Raw genomic sequence first — 14,826 nt, 5'->3', positions numbered from 1 at the left:
AAAGAGTAAACCATTCTTTCAAACCTAAAACCTCCCTTAGTCACGAACCAAAGGCATTGTTGAGCATCTCAGCAAGCCTCCCATTTTGGAAATCTCTCTGTACGGGATCTCTTCTACGGTCATTCCCCATACGTCTCTCAGATGGTTGTTCATTCTTGTAAAAGCTTTGTCTGAAACCACTATTTCAGGAGAAATAGAAAATATATTCGGAAACATTTCAAACATTTCCTGATCGGTAACGTGGAAACAGTTTTCTTCTCCAAAAATATCAATGATCAGGCGATAATCGCTTTCATCTACAAATCCATTTTCATAAATGATGCATTTGTCTTTTCCAATCGGGTTGAATGTACAGTCTAAATGGAGAATTCCTTCAAACGGAATTTTATCATTTTTCTTTAATTCTAAATCGATGATTCTTTTTTTAGGAAAATATTCTTTTAGAATTTCTATTGCGTATTCGTTGGTTCTTGCTGTTTTATAGTTTCTGTAATCTTCACTGAAACATGTTCCGATGAATAGAAAATCATCCCATACAATCACATCTCCGCCTTCAATATGTGCCGTTTCTGGAAGATTGATGATCTTTCTCCACGCCACTTTTTCATAAACATTTTTATAGGCGTCCTGCTCATCTGCTCTGTCTGCAATGACATTGGAAATAATCATTTTATCATCAATCACAAAAGCCACATCTCTGGCAAAAACCTGATTATAATCGTTGATGATACTTGGACGGAACACTTCAACATCATATTTTTTCAATACTGCTTCAAAAGCATTCATTTCATCAATAATATCCATTTCTTTTGGATATATATTGTTCTCGATGGAATAATATGATTTGGCATCATAGCTTTCTTCAAGGGTGGGAACGGGTCCCATAGAATTAGGTTGGCCCAGAACAACTGATCTTAGCCTTCCCGTTTCGTTTTTAATGTTTAGTTTCATAAAGAGTTATGCAATACTACAAATATAAGTAAAGGAGGCTATCTGGGAAACTTTTGAATTGTTTTATACTCAGAATTTATCATCATACATAGGAATCTTGTGAATAGTCTTTTCACATAGTTCCTTTATTCATGCTAAATCTTTACATTATTCGATTATACTTCCTTAATAAAAAATATACAACTTACTGCTTTTCATCTACGTATGACTTTAAAAAGATATGGAAATTAAAAATAAATTCATAAATTAGTGAAATAGTTTTCGCGAAAAATTATACTAAAACTTACTTTTAACATTAAACACCAAAAAATCATGAACAAGAAAAATCAAGTGCTAAAACACGCACAAAAATTAGGAAGAGATCAACAAAAATCAATCGTAGGAGGTATCGGCACTACCAAACCGAGATATTGCTGCGAGTGGGATGATGCAGGAAACTGTACCATCTGGACATGTGGTAACTGCTACTGTCCCTAACTAAAAATAGACAACCCTGCTTCTGTAAGCAGGGTTTATTTATCTTGCCCTGTTTTCTTCCTCCGTTTTCTGGGTTTCCCGTCCCTGATATTTTGAGCTTCCAAAATTATAGGCTGCTGACAAAATCAATTTCTGGGTATCCCACCAATGGATGAAACGGTTATCCATAATTTTTTTATGCCGGAATTCTACCCGTTGATCATAAGAATCAAAAATATTATTAAAGCTGAGTTTGGTATTCAGCTTATTGTCTAGCCAAGATTTTTGAACTGAAAGATCTATGGAATATCTGGGTTTTATGACATAAAGACTATTTCCCGTTTTGGATTCATACGTCGCAAAAATATTGAACGTATACCCTTTTGGAAGTGTGAAGGTTTGATTTAATTTCACATCATAATTGTATATTTTCAAGGCAAATACTTCATCGAGATAAGGTCTGAATTCATCATTATAGTATCCTGTAAACTGGCTGTTTAAGCTCCACCACTTTGAAATTCTAACCGGAAAGACTACTTCCACACTGGCGAATTTTCTGTAAGGCAGATTGGTTCCCAGATATTGCAGCACATTGGTTTTAGGATCATACAGCGGATAGCGCGTCATCACATCTTTTTCTTTTCCAAATGTAAGAGCGGCAGTCCAACTTTTATAGCGGTAAACAGCTTTGATCTGATCCGTAAAAGAAGGCTGCAGGTAAGGATTCCCCACCCAATAATTCAACGGGCTGAAATAAAACCGAAACGGATTAAGCTGTGAAAAGACAGGACGGGTTATTTTTCTGCTGTAAGAAACAGAAAGTTCGTTGGAGGTATTAAAGATATAATTGGCACTGAATGATGGCAACCATTCCAGATACTTTCTTGAGACAACAGAATCTATGGTAATGCCGTTAGAAATACTGTTAGTATTTTCAAACCTCAGACCGGCATTCAGTTGAAGCTTATCAAATTTCTGGCTGTAGGCAATATACCCGGCTATAATTTTTTCTTTATAAGAGAATTGATTGCTCCGCAAAGGATCAAAAGCAAATTGGTTATTAACCGATAAAGTGTCGTACCTGATATGATTTCCTGTTTCTGTGCTACTGAATTTAAATCCTGCTTCAAGCGTCGCATTTCCTATTTTTTGCGTGGCATCCGATTGGGCCGTATAAATATGTACCGTGTTAAGCATATCTGACTTCCAGTATGACAATACTTCTGTACTCTTTCTGTCCTTGTTGATAAAATCATCTTTTTGCTTATTTTCAACCAACAGATAGTTTCCTAAAAAACTCAGCTGAAAGCTTTTATATTGTAATGAATAATCTGCTGTGAGTCCATAATTATTTTGGCGGTATCTATTGGGATTCTGGCTTTCGGTATGAAAAACAAGCTGACTTTCATCCTGATTCGTGGTATACAGAGAACCTAAGCGCATCCGGTCATTTGCTCTGAAATTCCCTCTGAATGAGAGTCCCAGCCTGTTTTTTTCATTTATTCTATACTCTATTCCAGATTGGAAAGTATATACACTGCCTGCATCCCTCTGATCTGTACTGGTTCGCATCACATTCGTATTGGCCAGCTTCTGCAGGGCATTATACCGGTAAATCGTTACCCCTTCATTATATCCGGCCTGCATCGTATATCCAATTTTCCCTGTGTTATAAGAAAGATTTAAAGAGTTTTCACGATAGTTGGTCCTATTGATGGAAACATTCCCAATATAGCTTCCTTTCCAGCCAAGATTGGTATTCGTTTTAAGTTTGATATCAATAATCCCTTTAAATTCTGCATCATATTTTGACGAAGGGTTAGCATTCACTTCGAGAGACTCCACCATTTCCGGGGATAGAGATTTCAGATAGGCCTGAAGCTCCTGAGGACTCATCACAACTGGTTTTCCATTGATAAAGATAGCAGGAGCCACTCTTCCGCCAATAAAAATTGCGTCTTCCTGATCGACGGTAACTCCAGGTGTTTTCCTTAATACTTCGAGAATATTCGTAGATGTTTTAAAGTCTTTGTTTCCGGAAACACTCAAGACCATATTTCCATTATTCAACCTCATTTTTTTTATACCGGCTTTTAGAATGACTTCGGAAATATTTTGAGCCAATGGGAAAAGTTCAATGATTGTTTCGTATGTGATGGTATCCAATCTCTGGGTTTCATAATTCTCTTTTCGGATAATGAGATAGGCTCCGGAAGGGATTTTATTGAGCTGGAACCGACCTAAAGAATCAGTCAGAATTTTTTGAATAAACTGATCTTCTGATTTCCTGAAAACTGAAATTTCGGCCAGAGCAATTTCTTTCTTTGTTTCTGAATTCAATACTTTTCCTTCCCTACCCTGCTGGGCTTTAATAAAAGATGAGAACAAAAGAATCGGGATAAGAATCCACATGTTAAGCTTCATAGATAATAAAATTTATAAAGCCAAAAGTATAGGAAGGTCGTTAAATATAAGTTTTGAAGTTTAAATTCCGAAGTGCTGAATTATAAATTCGAACTCTGAAACCTCGTCTCAGTCAACGTTTGGGATTGTTTATGTAAAAGAGGCGTAGTATTTTTTATTTTCTTAAATGTTGAGAAAAATGTAGACTTAGAGTTGAACCCCACTTCATATCCTATTTCTTCAATTTTAAGGTATGAACCGTTTTCTATTTTCTCACAGGCTTCATCAATCCTATATTCATTGATATAAGTAGAAAAGCTTTTTCCCATATTATCATTCAGCAGCTGTGAAAGCTGATGGGCAGAAATATTCATTTTTACAGCAACATCACTTAATTTCAAGTTCGGATTTTTATACAGCGCTTCCGACTTCATTATTCTTTCCAATTTTGAAACAAAGTTGTCTGCCAGTTCATCAGAAATCTTTTTGCTGGAATATTTACTCGCCTCTTTATGTTCAGCAGATGAATGTTTCTTATTAAATAGGATCAAAAAATTAACATATAAAACAAAAGAAAACACTAAGCTTCCTCCTGCACAATAGATCTGAACCAGACCTGTAGAAATAAGCTGATAGGCTAAGAAAATAATTACATTACTTACTAAAACCGGAAGGATCAACTGATTGGATGTTCTCTGTTCTTTTTTTGAATACACATAATAGGTATACATCGACAGAAAGACAAAAATGGACCAAATTGTATAGATAAAAGTTGCAAAATAGGTATCCCAGGTCACAGGAAACACTAAATACAGAAGTCCCACAAATCCTAAAATAAGGGTTAAGAATCCAAAAGATTTTCTACAGTTTTTAAGATCAAACTGTTCTTTTAAAAAAGAGGACTGAATGTAATAATACAAAGCCGGACCCGTAAAAAATAATGCAGACAGACCTGTATGCGGAATAATCCGCGGACAATCCGGATAAAAATAGATACAAACAGAGATTCCCACCCGGATACTCAGGGTTAATAGGATAAGACCTAAAAAGAAATCAGGGATATGCTTTAATTTTTTCACAAACAATAAATAGATACCCAGCAGAAAACCGTTGAAGGCTCCTATTGCACTAAAGAAGAATAATATCTGCTGACCAAAACTCATTGTATATTAGTTTTATAAGAAAGTAAATTTAATGAATTCTTGTATTTTAATTACAAAATTTCTCTAAAAATCTTGAAAAAGCAAAAAACCCAAAGCAAGCTTTGGGTTTTTATGTATATTGGAACAGAGATTATCTGTTTACCATATCGATGTAGTCTCTCTGTTGAGCTCCCTGGTAAACCTGTCTTGGTCTTCCGATAGGATCTCCTTTGATTCTCATTTCTTTCCATTGAGCAATCCATCCTGGAAGTCTTCCTAATGCAAACATTACAGTGAACATTTCTGTTGGAATTCCTAACGCTCTGTAGATAATTCCTGAATAGAAATCTACGTTTGGATATAATTTTCTTTCGATGAAGTATTCGTCTTCAAGCGCTACTTTTTCTAACTGCATTGCAATATCAAGAGCTTTGTCTTCAATACCTAATGCACTTAATAAATCATCAGCAGCTTTCTTGATAATTTTTGCTCTTGGGTCGAAGTTTTTGTATACTCTGTGTCCGAATCCCATCAAACGGAAGCTATCGTTTTTATCTTTAGCTTTTTCAACCCATTTGTTAACATCACCACCATCTTTTTCGATCAATTCAAGCATTTCGATTACTGCCTGGTTTGCTCCACCGTGAAGTGGTCCCCAAAGTGCAGAAATACCAGCAGAAACTGAAGCAAAAAGACCTGTGTGAGCAGAACCTACCATTCTTACCGTAGAAGTAGAACAGTTTTGCTCATGGTCAGCGTGAAGAATTAATAATTTATCTAAAGCTCCAACTACTACAGGGTTGATTTCGAAATCAGCATTCGGTTGTCTGAACGCCATTTTGTAGAAATTCTCTACATAGTTTAGGTTATTATCTCCGTGGTTTAATGGTAAACCAAGAGTTTTTCTGTACGTCCATGCAGCAAGGTGAGCAAATTTAGCAATAAGCAATTCTGCAGCAAGATCCATTTCTTCTTTAGAGTTTACGTTAACAGCTTTCGGGTTGAAGGCAGTTAAAGCAGAAGTTAAAGAAGATAAAACTCCCATTGGGTGTGCAGAACGAGGGAAAGCATCGATGATTTTCTTCATCTCTTCTGCAACGAAGTTATATTTTTTAATATTCCCGTTAAAGGTATTGAATTGATCCTGGGTAGGTAAATCACCATGTAATAAAAGGTACATTACTTCTGTAAAGTTAGATTTCTCGGCAATCTGCTCGATAGGATAACCTCTGTAGAATAATTCTCCTTTATCTCCGTCTAAGTAAGTGATTTCGCTAAGAGTAGCACCGGTATTTTTGTACCCTAAATCTAAGGTAATTAGACCTGTCTGGTCTCTTAATTTTGAGATATCGATCCCTCTGTCTCCGATAGTACTATCCACGATTGGATATTCATACGAATTACCGTCGTAATTCAATATTACTTTGTTGTCTGACATTATTTATTTTTTTCTAAATTTACTAAATTCCATAAAATACGGCAAACAAAAATTATCGCTTGCCGTTATTTATATTTTCAATTATCTTTTTATTTTGAAAGCTTCTAATCCAGGGAAAATTGCAGTCTCACCTAAAGCTTCTTCGATTCTCAACAACTGGTTGTATTTTGCCATTCTGTCTGATCTTGATGCAGAACCTGTTTTGATCTGTCCGCAATTCATTGCTACAGCAAGGTCTGCGATAGTAGAATCTTCAGTTTCTCCTGATCTGTGAGACATTACAGAAGTAAATTTGTTGTGTTGTGCCATTTGTACGGCAGCCATTGTTTCAGAAAGAGAACCGATCTGGTTTACTTTCACAAGGATTGAGTTAGCAATTCCTTCTTTTACTCCTCTTGCCAGTCTTTCAACATTGGTAACGAATAAATCATCACCTACCAGCTGTACTCTGTCTCCGATTTTATCAGTTAACATTTTCCAACCTTCCCAGTCATTTTCCTGCATACCGTCTTCGATAGAGATGATGGGATATTTATTTGCCAATTCAGCCAAATAAGAAACCTGCTCGCTGCTTGAGAACTGAGCTGCATCCGGAGTTTGGAATTTTCTGTAATCATATATTCCGTCTTTATAGAATTCTGAAGCGGCGCAGTCTAATGCGATCATTACATCATCACCAGGCTTATATCCTGCTTTTTCAATGGCCTGAAGCAATGTATCCAAAGCATCTTCAGTTCCTTTGAAAGTGGGCGCAAAACCTCCTTCATCCCCTACTGCAGTAGATAATCCTCTTGAATGAAGAATAGATTTCAGGCTGTGGAAAATTTCAGTTCCTTTTCTCAATGCATGAGAGAATGAGTCTGCTTTTACCGGCATTACCATAAATTCCTGGAACGCGATAGGTGCATCTGAGTGAGAACCACCGTTGATTACGTTCATCATTGGAACAGGAAGCGTGTTGGCATTAACACCACCCACATATTTATATAAAGGCATTTTCAATTCTGCTGCTCCTGCTTTTGCTGCTGCCAGAGAAACTCCAAGAATAGCGTTTGCCCCAAGATTTCCTTTATTGCTGCTTCCGTCAAGATCAATCATGATCTGATCGATAAGGTTCTGATCAAAAACCGGAAGGCCTACCAATTCAGGCGCGATTACTTCTCTTACATTCTCAACAGCTTTAAGAACACCTTTCCCCATATATTCTGAACCACCATCACGTAATTCCACTGCTTCATGTTCTCCTGTAGATGCTCCCGAAGGTACTGCTGCACGGCCCATTGCCCCGCTTTCTGTAAATACATCTACTTCAACTGTAGGATTTCCTCTAGAATCCAAAATTTGTCTCGCTTCTATGTAAGAAATGTAACTCATTTTTTATTATTTTATAGTTTAATACAAATTTAATCAAAAAATAACTTTTTTGACCAATTAAGGCATTCCTTTTGATGGAATTTCAAGTTAATTTTTAGTTAATTTTATGACTGTATCAATTTAACAATTGAAAATTTGAAGATTTTTAAACATACTGATTTTCAGGAAAACCTGCTATCATTATAGGCTTGCTGTAAAAATAGCTTCGGTTCCTTTTTCTGAGGAACTCATCCTGCATTCTCCTTTTTGCTCCTGCATTCTCCGATTCATATTCCGAAGTCCATTTCCTTCAGGTTTTCCGGCTGAAATTCCAATTCCGTTATCTGTAATTTTCATTATAAATTCTTTTCCATGCTGCCGGAACAAAAGTTCAATTTTATCTGCTTTACTGTGTTTATAGGAGTTGTTTAATGCTTCTTTCAGACATAAAAACATATTCCGTCTCAATTCTGTGGAAACAGCGGTCTCAGTGACGATATTTTCTCTTTCAACAGTAAGCCGGATGTTGGACTTTTTTAAAAAATTATGGGCATATACCTGAGCATATTCAACAAAGCTTCCCAGTGTATCATTCCCGGAATTGAGACTCCATAGCATTTCCCGCATGGAAATATTCATCTCTTCGGAGGTTTTCAGCAGTTCATCAATATCATTTTTCAATTCACCGTCTTCCACTTTTTGTTTTAAAAACTCTGCATGGAGTTTAAGGGCGGAAATTCCTGCTCCGAGATCATCATGCATATCATGGGAAATTCTTTCACGCTCTTGTTCTATCGATCGCTGCTTTTCAAGTTCTTTCTGTAACAGCTGGTTTTGGTATTCTGATTCTTTAAGCTGTTTTTCTTTAAGGTAAAGAAGCTGTTTTCTGTTGTACATGAGAACAATGAAAATAATAAAACCCACAAATAACACCACCAACAGCAGTGCAATAAGAAAGGTAAGTTTTATTTCTTCCGGTAATGATTTCATAGTTGTTTGCTTGTAAGTCCTTTTAAGAATAATCCATAGGATAAAATGGTGGCGATCTGGAAAATGTATTTAAGCATGTATAAAAATTCCGGGTCTCTGTTATTAAACCAATACATCGGCGTCATTCTGAATAAGTAAAAAACCGACCACATCAACAGCGATGAGCTTATCCAAAATAACCCTCTATCCGTTATCCGCAGAGTTTCGCTTTCCATAGAAGCGATCATGCTGTGAAACCAACTCAGTGATAAAAAGACAGAGTACAAACAGAATACAATTCCTGTATAAATTGAATATGATGTCTTGCTTACAATCATTAAGTACATAGAAAAGATGACCAGGCTAATGGTAATTCCTTTTACGATTCTCTTATAGACCAGCCTTTCCCGAAAAAGAAAATAAAAAAACACCATACTGAAGATATCAAGGAAATTGTACAACCCTTGCAGACCGTGAAAATAAAGCGTTAGTATCTCTACTCCCATTGTAATAAGAAAGTAGACATAATAGAAATGTTTCCATTGTGTTTTTACCACGATGGAAACCATTAAGTTGATTCCTAATATTATAAAATAAAGCAGATCAAGAATGCTCATTGCTAGCAGCCCGGAGGGCAGAGACCGTTTCTGTCGAACACTCCTATATTCTCTATTGGAATGATATCCTTTCCGTTATAGTATTTTAATATCATGATGAAGGTAAGCCGATGCTTATAACTGACTTCAGTAAGAACTCCATTAATTTCTACCTTGAATTTCTCATCAGACATATGAATAGCCGGATAAAAAGCAATACTAACATTCGGATATTTTAAAGCATGCAAATTAATCGTAGGATGAAAATTCTTTAAAATTGCAAATCTCTTTGTGTTCGTTGTTGTATTATCATAAGTTTGGATATATTGATCCAACTTCGATCTAAGCAAATCATTATAATTCTTTTGATACGATTTAAAAAGATGTAAGGAGATTTCCTCTTTATGCATTCTATTATCAATAATATAATATTTTCCCTCTGCTTTGTCTTCATATAAAAAAATGAGTCCCTGATCTTTCTCACCCAGAAATATTTTAACCTCTGAATTACTGTTAAAAAGATCATCAGCAACCGGCCGGGTTATATCTAATGTTGTCCGATATTTATTTTCACCGATTAATCCCTCATATTCATTCATCATTTTTTCAGCTTCTTCTTTGCTGATTTCCTGAGCAGGATTACGCTGGTCGTAAATTTTAAAATTGCTTATATCAATTTGTTCCCGCTCAATAAATCCCCAGGATCCTAAATCTTCTATTTTTTTTCCACAGAATGCTCGTACTTCATTCAATTCTTCAATTCCGAGCCTTCCATAGCCGACTAATTGATTGATCTTTCCTAATAGGTCTAATAAATCTTGATTCTCATTCATGGTTTTTAGTTTTTAAAATGGTTAAATTTATTTATTGCTTCAACTTTATTGTTGACGTGCAGTTTTCTGTAGATATTTCCAACGTGTTTTTTGACGGTGTCGAGGCTGATGAATTTCTTATCGGCAATTTCTTTGTATAAAAGCCCCTGCGAAAGAAGTTCAAGGATTTCTTTTTCACGACTTGTCAATTCATCCATTCCTGTTGTGTCGATATTTTTACGTTCGAAATGGGCTAATACTTTTCTGGCAATGGAAAAACTCATAGGTGCACCGCCATTGTGCACATCACGGATTGAAGACAGAATTTTATCCATGCTTTCTCCTTTAACGAGATATCCCATGGCACCGGCTTTCAAAGAACTGAAGATCTTTTCATCATCTTCAAAACTTGTACACATAATAAATTGAGTATTGGGCATATCTTTTTTCACCTTTTCAATAATGTCTATTCCCTGCATATCCGGTAACTGAATATCCATCATGACAACATCGGGAGCTATATCGGGTAAATTTTGTAAGGCATCATTTCCATTGAAAAATTGAGCAGCCACCTTCATATCGTTTTGATAATCGATTACTTTCTTCAACGCATGGTTGTAGTTTTTTTCGTCTTCTACTATGGCTATGGAAATGCTCATGTTTCGTATTTTTGTTTAAGACAAATTTCAACAGAAAATAAAGCGGAATCAATTACCCCTTTGTGTAATTTTAAATTTTGAGTTCAGGTTATTGGTTTGCTTTTTGTTTTTACTAAATTTAGTCAAATTTATTTTACGATATTCAAAATAATTCTATTCAATACATTAAAAAATAAACATCATGAAAAAAGGACTTTTCATAGCTGCTTCTATGATCGCTTTGTCATTAACAAGCTGCAATAAGAAAGAAAGTGGTAACAAAAGCATCATCAAAACCGACAGTTCGGAGACTGTGGTAAAAGATACTAACGGAAAAATAGATTCTGTATCACAAAGCTCATCAAGCCTTGAGGTGAATGGCCAGAAAACTGAAAAAACAGATTACGTTTATAAAGCTATAGATGGCACACTGGTTAAAGTGGTATTCAAAAATGATCCAAAAGAAAGTACAGTGGCCATCACCAGCAATAAGAAAACCTTTGTTCTTACTAAGTCAGAAACAAAGGGTGATGAAACTATCTACAAAAAAGATGATATGACAGCAAGAGTGGTTGGGGACAGCTTGCATCTTGAGCAGGGTAGCAATATCATTGAGCTCAAAAGAACAAAAATATAGGCATAAAAAAACCGTTCAGACTTCTGAACGGTTTTTTTTATATATCTGAATGAATATTATTCTCCAGCTTTCTCTTCTGTAGAGTCTGCAGCTTCAGCCGTTGGAGCTTCTGCTTTTTCTTCTACTTTAGGAGCATCAGCAACTACAGCTTCTTTTTTAGCAGTTGTAGCTCTTCTACTTCTTCTAGTAGTCTTTTTCTCCTCAGCATTAGGATTGTAAAGCTCATTGAAGTCTACCAACTCGATAAGTGCCATATCAGCAGCATCACCTTGTCTGAAACCTGTTTTTATGATTCTAGTATAACCACCGTCTCTTCCAGCGATTTTAGGAGCAATTGTTCTGAATAATTCAGTAACTGCTTCTTTACTTTGAAGATATGAAAAAACAATTCTTCTGTTGTGTGTAGTATCTTCTTTTGCTTTTGTTAATAGGGGCTCAACATATACTCTTAAAGCCTTAGCTTTAGCTACAGTAGTGTTGATTCTTTTATGCTCAATTAGAGAACAAGCCATATTAGAAAGCAAAGCTCTTCTATGAGAAGCTGTTCTTCCTAAGTGATTGAATTTTTTACCGTGTCTCATTATTAATTATTTATCAGCGTCTAACTTATATTTTGCAACGTCGAAACCGAAGTTAAGACCTTTTGAATGCACTAATTCTTCTAGTTCTGTCAAAGATTTTTTACCAAAATTTCTGAATTTCATCAAATCAGACTTACTGTAAGAAACTAATTCTCCTAACGTTTCAACTTCAGCAGCCTTCAAGCAGTTAAGAGCTCTCACTGAAAGATCCATATCTGCTAGTTTAGATTTAAGAAGTTGTCTTGTGTGAAGGGTTTCTTCATCGTATTGGATAGATGCTTTTACAGCTTCAGTTTCAAGTGTTATTCTCTCATCAGAGAATAACATGAAGTGATAAATTAATATCTTAGAAGCTTCTGTTAAAGCATTTTGAGGGCTGATGGAACCATCAGTTTCAATATCTAATACAAGTTTTTCGTAGTCTGTTTTTTGCTCTACACGATAATTTTCAATGCTGTATTGTACTTTCTTGATAGGTGTGAAGATAGAGTCGATCGCAATAGTACCTACAGGTGCATTGTTTGACTTGTTCTGTTCTGAAGGAACATATCCTCTACCTTTTTCTACGTTGAAAGTAATTTCGAAAGTTACATCACTATTTAGGTTGCAGATTACCAAATCAGGGTTTAACACCTCAAATCCGTTCATAGACTTGCCTAAATCACCAGCAGTAATAATCGTTTGTCCTGAAACTTTAGCAATCACCTGCTCATTGGCTTGTGCTTCTGCTATAGCTTTTAGTCTTACCTGCTTAAGGTTAAGAATAATTTCGGTAACATCTTCGATTACTCCTGGAATAGTTGAAAATTCGTGCTCTACACCTTCTATTTTGATAGATGAAATAGCGTATCCTTCCAGAGAAGAAAGCAACACTCTTCTCAAAGCATTACCGATTGTAAGCCCGAAACCTGGTTCTAGAGGTCTAAATTCGAATTGACCTTTAAATTCATCAGAGTTAAGTAAAATTACTTTATCGGGTTTTATGAATTGTAAAATTGCCATATTATTGGGTTGAGCAAAAAATTGATTAAAAAATTATTTAGAGTAAAGTTCGACAATAAGTTGTTCCTTGATTTCTTCCGGGATTTGGATTCTATCAGGAGCAGAAATGAAAGTACCATCTTTCTTCTCATCGTTGAATTGTAACCACTCATAGTTTGCTTTAGAAGCTAATGCATCAGTAATCACTTCAAGAGACTTCGATTTTTCTCTTACTGCAATTACATCACCAGCTTTAAGCAAATAAGAAGGGATATTTACTAGCTCTCCGTTCACAGTGATGTGTCTGTGAGAAACTAATTGTCTAGCACCAGCTCTTGTTTTAGCAAAACCTAATCTGAATACTACGTTATCCAATCTTGATTCGCAAAGTTGTAATAGGACTTCACCTGTTACCCCTTTACTTCTGTGTGCTTTATCGAATAAGTTAGCAAACTGTTTTTCTAAAATACCGTAAGTATATTTAGCTTTTTGTTTTTCAGCTAACTGAATTGCATATTCAGATTTTTTAGCACCTCTTCTTTTGTTAGGACCATGTTGTCCTGGCGGTTGGTTTTTTCTCTTTTCGAAGTTTTTATCATCTCCGTAGATTGCAGCACCAAACTTTCTAGCAATCTTAGTTTTAGGTCCAATATATCTTGCCATAATGGGTAAATTCTAAAAATTAAACTCTTCTTCTTTTTGGTGGTCTACATCCATTGTGTGGCATAGGAGTAACGTCAATAATTTCGCTAACTTCAATACCTGAATTGTGAATTGTTCTGATTGCAGATTCTCTACCAGCACCAGGACCTTTCACATACACCTTTACTCTTCTTAATCCAGCTTCATGAGCAACATTAGAGCAATTTTCTGCTGCCATTTGAGCAGCAAAAGGAGTGTTCTTTTTAGAACCTCTGAAACCCATTTTACCGGCAGACGCCCAAGAGATAACTTCTCCGCTTTTATTTGTTAAAGAAATGATGATGTTATTGAAAGAAGCTTGAATATGCGCTTCTCCAATAGCTTCAACTTTTACTTTTCTTTTTTTAACTACTTTAGTTTGTTTTGCCATAATTCCTAACGATTATTTACTTGCTTTTTTCTTGTTAGCAACTGTTTTTCTCTTTCCTTTACGGGTTCTAGAGTTGTTTTTCGTTCTCTGGCCTCTTAAAGGTAGTCCTAGTCTGTGACGTATTCCTCGTTGGCATCCTATGTCCATCAATCTCTTGATGTTCAATTGCACTTCAGATCTAAGTTCTCCTTCTACTTTTACGTTTTCAGAGATGTAAGTTCTAATTGCAGCCAATTCATCGTCATTCCATTCGTTGACTTTCTTGTCTTCGCTAATACCGGCAGCTTTTAAGATTTCAGAAGAAGTACTTCTTCCTACACCATAAATATAAGTCAAACCGATAACGCCTCTTTTGTTTTTTGGTAAATCAATACCTGAAATTCTCGCCATAATTTAATATTAGCCTTGTCTTTGTTTAAATTTTGGGTTCTTCTTGTTGATCACAAATAGTACACCTTTTCTGCGTACGATCTTGCAATCAGCACTTCTTTTTTTGATTGATGCTCTAACTTTCATTTGATAGTATTTATTTTTTAACAAGGCCAAATGGAAATCCGAGGATCCCATTTGGCAGTTATTTAATATCTAAATGTAATTCTTCCTTTAGATAAATCATAAGGAGACATTTCTAATTTTACCTTATCACCAGGTAATAGTTTAATATAATGCATACGCATTTTACCGGAGATATGAGCGATAAGAATATGCCCATTTTCCAGTTCAACACGGAACTGGGCGTTCGAAAGCGCTTCAGTAATTACGCCATCTTGTTCAATATGTTTTTGTTTCGCCATAAA

At 35.7% G+C, this 14,826-nt stretch carries 18 protein-coding genes; 2 read left to right on the top strand and 16 right to left on the bottom strand.

The annotated features are described in order from the left end of the window. Positions 1 to 36 precede the first annotated feature (36 nt). Positions 37 to 951 carry a dimethylarginine dimethylaminohydrolase family protein gene (locus tag SB679_RS05475; protein WP_410701224.1) on the bottom strand — a complete coding sequence of 305 codons (915 nt, stop codon included), beginning with the start codon at positions 949 to 951 and terminating at the stop codon, positions 37 to 39. A 312-nt stretch (positions 952 to 1,263) separates the two neighbouring features. Between SB679_RS05475 and SB679_RS05470 the strand changes: the two genes are divergently transcribed. Further along, positions 1,264 to 1,428, top strand: coding sequence for a hypothetical protein (locus tag SB679_RS05470; RefSeq protein ID WP_410701223.1), 165 nt, complete (start codon positions 1,264 to 1,266; stop codon positions 1,426 to 1,428). Positions 1,429 to 1,467: 39 nt separating this feature from the next. Here the strand turns inward: SB679_RS05470 and SB679_RS05465 are convergent, their stop codons facing one another. From SB679_RS05465 to SB679_RS05430, 8 genes are all read right to left on the bottom strand, one after another. Next, the gene (locus SB679_RS05465) at positions 1,468 to 3,831 is read right to left on the bottom strand and encodes an outer membrane beta-barrel protein (protein WP_410701221.1); all 2,364 of its coding nucleotides are present in this window, start codon (positions 3,829 to 3,831) and stop codon (positions 1,468 to 1,470) included. Between the two features lie 80 nt (positions 3,832 to 3,911). Further along, entirely contained in the window at positions 3,912 to 4,973 is a 1,062-nt protein-coding gene (locus tag SB679_RS05460; protein WP_410701220.1) for a helix-turn-helix domain-containing protein, read from the bottom strand. Positions 4,974 to 5,103: 130 nt separating this feature from the next. Beyond that, the gene (locus SB679_RS05455; RefSeq protein WP_034712958.1) at positions 5,104 to 6,390 is read right to left on the bottom strand and encodes a citrate synthase; all 1,287 of its coding nucleotides are present in this window, start codon (positions 6,388 to 6,390) and stop codon (positions 5,104 to 5,106) included. An 81-nt stretch (positions 6,391 to 6,471) separates the two neighbouring features. Then, entirely contained in the window at positions 6,472 to 7,764 is a 1,293-nt protein-coding gene (eno, locus tag SB679_RS05450; RefSeq protein WP_410701218.1) for a phosphopyruvate hydratase, read from the bottom strand. Between the two features lie 180 nt (positions 7,765 to 7,944). Next, positions 7,945 to 8,733: a sensor histidine kinase gene (locus SB679_RS05445; RefSeq protein WP_410701216.1), complete on the bottom strand. Its 789-nt coding sequence runs from the start codon at positions 8,731 to 8,733 to the stop codon at positions 7,945 to 7,947. Next, positions 8,730 to 9,329, bottom strand: a complete 600-nt coding sequence (locus SB679_RS05440; RefSeq protein ID WP_410701215.1) for a hypothetical protein — start codon at positions 9,327 to 9,329, stop codon at positions 8,730 to 8,732. The genes SB679_RS05445 and SB679_RS05440 overlap by 4 nt, the downstream gene beginning before the upstream one ends. Before the next feature lie 2 nt (positions 9,330 to 9,331). Beyond that, entirely contained in the window at positions 9,332 to 10,141 is an 810-nt protein-coding gene (locus SB679_RS05435) for a hypothetical protein (RefSeq protein WP_410701212.1), read from the bottom strand. A 5-nt stretch (positions 10,142 to 10,146) separates the two neighbouring features. Beyond that, positions 10,147 to 10,779, bottom strand: coding sequence for a response regulator (locus tag SB679_RS05430; protein WP_410701211.1), 633 nt, complete (start codon positions 10,777 to 10,779; stop codon positions 10,147 to 10,149). Between the two features lie 181 nt (positions 10,780 to 10,960). Between SB679_RS05430 and SB679_RS05425 the strand changes: the two genes are divergently transcribed. Next, positions 10,961 to 11,395, top strand: a complete 435-nt coding sequence (locus tag SB679_RS05425) for a hypothetical protein (protein WP_410701210.1) — start codon at positions 10,961 to 10,963, stop codon at positions 11,393 to 11,395. 56 nt (positions 11,396 to 11,451) lie between these two features. Here the strand turns inward: SB679_RS05425 and rplQ are convergent, their stop codons facing one another. The 7 genes from rplQ to infA all read right to left on the bottom strand — a co-directional run bounded on the left by rplQ (position 11,452) and on the right by infA (position 14,823). Beyond that, positions 11,452 to 11,976 (bottom strand): 50S ribosomal protein L17, encoded by a 525-nt coding sequence (gene rplQ / locus SB679_RS05420; protein WP_410701208.1) that lies wholly within the window; start codon positions 11,974 to 11,976, stop codon positions 11,452 to 11,454. A 6-nt stretch (positions 11,977 to 11,982) separates the two neighbouring features. After that, positions 11,983 to 12,978 (bottom strand): DNA-directed RNA polymerase subunit alpha, encoded by a 996-nt coding sequence (locus tag SB679_RS05415; RefSeq protein ID WP_034712976.1) that lies wholly within the window; start codon positions 12,976 to 12,978, stop codon positions 11,983 to 11,985. 33 nt (positions 12,979 to 13,011) lie between these two features. Further along, the gene (gene rpsD, locus SB679_RS05410) at positions 13,012 to 13,620 is read right to left on the bottom strand and encodes a 30S ribosomal protein S4 (protein ID WP_034712980.1); all 609 of its coding nucleotides are present in this window, start codon (positions 13,618 to 13,620) and stop codon (positions 13,012 to 13,014) included. Positions 13,621 to 13,639: 19 nt separating this feature from the next. Then, complete coding sequence (gene rpsK / locus SB679_RS05405) at positions 13,640 to 14,029, bottom strand: 30S ribosomal protein S11 (RefSeq protein ID WP_027387198.1); 390 nt, start codon at positions 14,027 to 14,029, stop codon at positions 13,640 to 13,642. Positions 14,030 to 14,041: 12 nt separating this feature from the next. Continuing rightward, on the bottom strand, positions 14,042 to 14,419 hold the full coding sequence (rpsM, locus tag SB679_RS05400; protein ID WP_007839478.1) for a 30S ribosomal protein S13: 378 nt from the start codon (positions 14,417 to 14,419) through the stop codon (positions 14,042 to 14,044). Positions 14,420 to 14,428: 9 nt separating this feature from the next. Next, on the bottom strand, positions 14,429 to 14,545 hold the full coding sequence (rpmJ, locus tag SB679_RS05395; RefSeq protein WP_007839480.1) for a 50S ribosomal protein L36: 117 nt from the start codon (positions 14,543 to 14,545) through the stop codon (positions 14,429 to 14,431). 62 nt (positions 14,546 to 14,607) lie between these two features. Further along, positions 14,608 to 14,823 (bottom strand): translation initiation factor IF-1, encoded by a 216-nt coding sequence (gene infA, locus SB679_RS05390; protein ID WP_027381317.1) that lies wholly within the window; start codon positions 14,821 to 14,823, stop codon positions 14,608 to 14,610. Positions 14,824 to 14,826: the final 3 nt, after the last annotated feature.

Origin of the sequence: Chryseobacterium sp. SIMBA_029 (assembly GCF_046535275.1) — a bacterium.
Taxonomy (GTDB): Bacteria; Bacteroidota; Bacteroidia; order Flavobacteriales; family Weeksellaceae; genus Chryseobacterium.
Note: the sequence above shows the minus strand (reverse complement) of the source record. Positions and strands in the feature narration are given on the sequence as shown.

What these genes read in the sequence shown, in the direction of transcription:
- SB679_RS05475 (WP_410701224.1), bottom strand. Translation starts at nt 951, where the DNA reads ATGAAACTAAACATTAAAAACGAAACGGGAAGGCTAAGATCAGTTGTT.
- SB679_RS05470 (WP_410701223.1), top strand. Translation starts at nt 1,264, where the DNA reads ATGAACAAGAAAAATCAAGTGCTAAAACACGCACAAAAATTAGGAAGA.
- SB679_RS05465 (WP_410701221.1), bottom strand. Translation starts at nt 3,831, where the DNA reads ATGAAGCTTAACATGTGGATTCTTATCCCGATTCTTTTGTTCTCATCT.
- SB679_RS05460 (WP_410701220.1), bottom strand. Translation starts at nt 4,973, where the DNA reads ATGAGTTTTGGTCAGCAGATATTATTCTTCTTTAGTGCAATAGGAGCC.
- SB679_RS05455 (WP_034712958.1), bottom strand. Translation starts at nt 6,390, where the DNA reads ATGTCAGACAACAAAGTAATATTGAATTACGACGGTAATTCGTATGAA.
- eno (WP_410701218.1), bottom strand. Translation starts at nt 7,764, where the DNA reads ATGAGTTACATTTCTTACATAGAAGCGAGACAAATTTTGGATTCTAGA.
- SB679_RS05445 (WP_410701216.1), bottom strand. Translation starts at nt 8,733, where the DNA reads ATGAAATCATTACCGGAAGAAATAAAACTTACCTTTCTTATTGCACTG.
- SB679_RS05440 (WP_410701215.1), bottom strand. Translation starts at nt 9,329, where the DNA reads ATGAGCATTCTTGATCTGCTTTATTTTATAATATTAGGAATCAACTTA.
- SB679_RS05435 (WP_410701212.1), bottom strand. Translation starts at nt 10,141, where the DNA reads ATGAATGAGAATCAAGATTTATTAGACCTATTAGGAAAGATCAATCAA.
- SB679_RS05430 (WP_410701211.1), bottom strand. Translation starts at nt 10,779, where the DNA reads ATGAGCATTTCCATAGCCATAGTAGAAGACGAAAAAAACTACAACCAT.
- SB679_RS05425 (WP_410701210.1), top strand. Translation starts at nt 10,961, where the DNA reads ATGAAAAAAGGACTTTTCATAGCTGCTTCTATGATCGCTTTGTCATTA.
- rplQ (WP_410701208.1), bottom strand. Translation starts at nt 11,976, where the DNA reads ATGAGACACGGTAAAAAATTCAATCACTTAGGAAGAACAGCTTCTCAT.
- SB679_RS05415 (WP_034712976.1), bottom strand. Translation starts at nt 12,978, where the DNA reads ATGGCAATTTTACAATTCATAAAACCCGATAAAGTAATTTTACTTAAC.
- rpsD (WP_034712980.1), bottom strand. Translation starts at nt 13,620, where the DNA reads ATGGCAAGATATATTGGACCTAAAACTAAGATTGCTAGAAAGTTTGGT.
- rpsK (WP_027387198.1), bottom strand. Translation starts at nt 14,029, where the DNA reads ATGGCAAAACAAACTAAAGTAGTTAAAAAAAGAAAAGTAAAAGTTGAA.
- rpsM (WP_007839478.1), bottom strand. Translation starts at nt 14,419, where the DNA reads ATGGCGAGAATTTCAGGTATTGATTTACCAAAAAACAAAAGAGGCGTT.
- rpmJ (WP_007839480.1), bottom strand. Translation starts at nt 14,545, where the DNA reads ATGAAAGTTAGAGCATCAATCAAAAAAAGAAGTGCTGATTGCAAGATC.
- infA (WP_027381317.1), bottom strand. Translation starts at nt 14,823, where the DNA reads ATGGCGAAACAAAAACATATTGAACAAGATGGCGTAATTACTGAAGCG.